3 protein-coding genes are annotated in these 3,393 nt (G+C 35.8%); all 3 read left to right on the forward strand.

Annotated elements, in window-relative coordinates; genetic code table 11:
- The first annotated feature begins 133 nt into the window (after positions 1–133).
- The gene (locus tag PHD84_10690) at positions 134–1,429 is read left to right on the forward strand and encodes a TRAP transporter large permease (protein MDD5638262.1); all 1,296 of its coding nucleotides are present in this window, start codon (positions 134–136) and stop codon (positions 1,427–1,429) included.
- Positions 1,430–1,496: 67 nt separating this feature from the next.
- Entirely contained in the window at positions 1,497–2,327 is an 831-nt protein-coding gene (gene kduI / locus PHD84_10695; protein ID MDD5638263.1) for a 5-dehydro-4-deoxy-D-glucuronate isomerase, read from the forward strand.
- Between the two features lie 158 nt (positions 2,328–2,485).
- Positions 2,486–3,393, forward strand: a 908-nt coding sequence (locus PHD84_10700) for a Gfo/Idh/MocA family oxidoreductase (GenBank protein ID MDD5638264.1), incomplete at its 3' end; no start/stop codon positions are given.

Below are 3,393 nucleotides of genomic sequence, written 5' to 3' on the forward strand. Positions count from 1 at the left end.
TATGTCTATTCAGCCGTTCTAGTAGGAGGCATTTTATCTTGCTGTTATATTTTAGAAGACATATTAACACATATTAAAGAGGGGATTACGAAAAACCAGAATAGAATAATAGAGAAAGGATCGTAGAAATTAAATGACTATTGTTTTTTTATTTTTAGGCATTTTAGGATTTTTCATTATTCTCAACTTCCCAATAATTTATGCTATTATTGCTACCTCCTGGATTCTATTAAGGTTTGGCGATATACCCATTCCTGTTTCCTTAATAGGTCAAAAATTAATTGGGGGCATCAATTCTTTTCCTTTATTAGCTGTTCCATTCTTTATGTTAGCAGCTAACATTATGACTTCTACTAGTATTATTAAAAGATTGGTATCTTTTATCACTTCACTCATAGGATTTGTGAGAAGTGGTCTGGCTATTGTAAATGTTCTTGTTTCAATGATCTTTGCAGGAATGTCCGGTTCTGCAACGGCTGATACTGCTGGAGCCAGTGCCATGATTATGAATGCCATGATTGAAGAAGGATATGATAGGCCGTTTAGTGTGGCAATCACAGGTGCTTCTTCAACTATTGGTATAATCATACCGCCAAGTATCCCCCTTATTATTTATGCCTGGGTTTCCAATGTATCGGTAAGTGCATTATTTTTGGCAGGAATTATTCCGGGCATCTTAGTAGGTATTGCCCAGATCTCTTTGGCTACTTATAAAGGAAAGATCAGAAACTATCCTAAGCACCCCCGGGTACCTTTTAGACAAATTATTAAGGATGCTTATCAAGCTATACCGGTATTGATTTTACCTATTATTATCCTGGGGGGTATATTTAGTGGCATATTTACTGCTACAGAAGCGGCAGTAGTTGCAGTTTTCTATGCCTTAGGACTAGGTTTATATCTAAAAGAAATAACCATACCAAAGCTTTTTAATTGTTTAGTTATGACTGGAGTAACTTCAGCAATTTCACTTTTGTTGATTGGTGCCACTACTCCCTTGGGTTGGATATTAGCTTTACATCATGTCCCTAGCATGATAGCAGGTTGGTTTATAACTGTGACCTCTAATCCCACTGTTTTTTTGTTACTCATTGTAGCTTTTATGCTGGCCATCGGCTGCGTTATGGATAATGATCCAGTGATTTTGCTTACTACACCTATATTCTTACCTATAGCAAAAAGTTTAGGAATAAGCCCTCTTCTGTATGGAATAATTGTTAATGTTGCACTGGCAATTGGTATAGTAACTCCACCAGTGGGCTGTGCGCTATTTGTCGCCTGTGCTGTGGGAAAGATTAATATTACAGAGGTAATAGGAGAGTTTTTGCCATTTTATCTGGTTATGGTTATTGTGGTAATATTGCTTGTATTTTTCCCACAATTGGTACTCTATCTGCCATTAAAATTTATGCCACTTTCTGTATATTAAATTAATATGTAGTTGACTTAACATATTTACAAAAATATAAATTAAAGGAGGTTCACAAAAAAATAAAATGGAAATAAGACAAGCATTTAATGCACAATATATTAAAAGCCTTACTACAGAAGACTTACCGAAGGATATGCTAATTTCGGGATTATTTATTCCTGGAAAGCAGAAAATGGTTTATACTCATTTTGATAGAATGATTGTCGGTGGTATCAGTCCTCGACAACCTCTTACAATAGATGATACCAGAAAGCTTACCGGAACTGATTACCTTCTGGAAAGCAGAGAAATGGGAATTATAAATATTGGTTCTCCTGGCATTATCAAAGTAGATGGTGAGGATTATGTTTTAGATTATAAGGATTTATTGTATATTGGAATGGGAATACGTGACATTCAGTTTCTAAGTAAGAACCAGGAAGAATTGGCTAAGTTTTATTTTGTATGCACTACTGCACATCAAACCTATCCCACCAAAAAAATTGAATTCAATATGATTCAACCAATTTCACTTGGTTCAACAGAAGGTGCCAGCAAGCGAGTGCTCTATAAATATATAGTTCCAGAAACAATACAAACAAGTCAGTTAACTATGGGAATGACAGCAGTGGAACCGGGCAATGTCTGGTGTAATATTCCAGGCCATACTCATGCTAGAAAGACAGAAGTTTTTCTATTTTGTGAACTGAAAGAAGAGGCCATCATAGTTAATATCATTGGTGAACCAAAAGAGACCCGGCACATAATTACCAGGAATGAAGAGGCAATAATAGCGCCCGGTTGGTCTATTCATTCTGGTGTTGGCACCAGCAATTATACTCTTATCTGGGGAATGGCAGGAGAGAATCAGACATTTACAGATATGGATGGGATACCATTTAATGATTTACAATAAGGAAAATATTAATAATCATTGAAAAATATTATTATTAGAATTCCATAATAAATTGGATTAATAAATTAAATATATTACCTTGAAATTTCTTGCGGAATCTTTAGATATCAGATATGTTAATTATTAATAAAAAATAACATGTAAAGGAGAAGATAAAAGTGGTTAAAGTCAAAGTAGGTATCATAGGATCCAGATTTGCCGCAGGTTTACATGCTAGGGCATATCAGCGATGTTCAGATGCCGAATTGGTGGCAGCAGCTGCGATAGATAATCTCGATAATTTCTGTACCCAATTCCAAATACCCAAGGCTTACAGTGATTATAGGGAGATGCTGGAAAAAGAGGATATACAGATGGTAAGCGTTTGCGTGCCAAATTTTCTTCATAGTGAAATTGTTGCTCATACAGCCGCTGCAGGAAAACATACAGTATGTGAAAAGCCTTTAGCGACTACTTTGGAAGATTGCGATAAAATGATTAAGGTTTGTCGTGATAATAAAGTGAAATTGATGTATGCTGAAGACTGGATTTTTGCCCCTGCTCTTATGCGAGCAAAAGAAATTTATAAAGAAGGAGCTATTGGTGATATCCTTTATATTAAGGCAAAGGAAAGCCACGGTGGATCACACTCTCTTTATGCTCAGAAGGTGAAATATTGTGGTGGAGGGGCAATGATTCATTTAGGAATACATCCTGCTGGTTTTGTTAACTGGTTTAAGGAGAAAAAAGTGGTAGAAGTTTTAGGTAAAACCAGTAAAGGTTTACAACAAAATTTATTACATAATGAGTTTGAAGGAGAAGACTGGGCTGCTGGAATATTGACTTTTGAGGATAATACTTTTGGGTTTATAGAGGGTAATTATATTACCTTCGGTGGCATGGATAACAAAATCGAAATTTATGGCAGCAAAGGAAATATTAAAATAAAGTTAACTCATGGTTCTCCCATATTGGTATACAGTCCAGTTGGATATGAATATGCTATTGAGAAAGCAGATACTACCAAGGGATGGACTTTCCCGGCGGTAGATGAAGAACACTCCTTGGGTTATGTAAACGAAATCAA

The organism is Atribacterota bacterium, assembly GCA_028717805.1.
Classification (GTDB): Bacteria; Atribacterota; Phoenicimicrobiia; order Phoenicimicrobiales; family Stramentimicrobiaceae; genus Stramentimicrobium.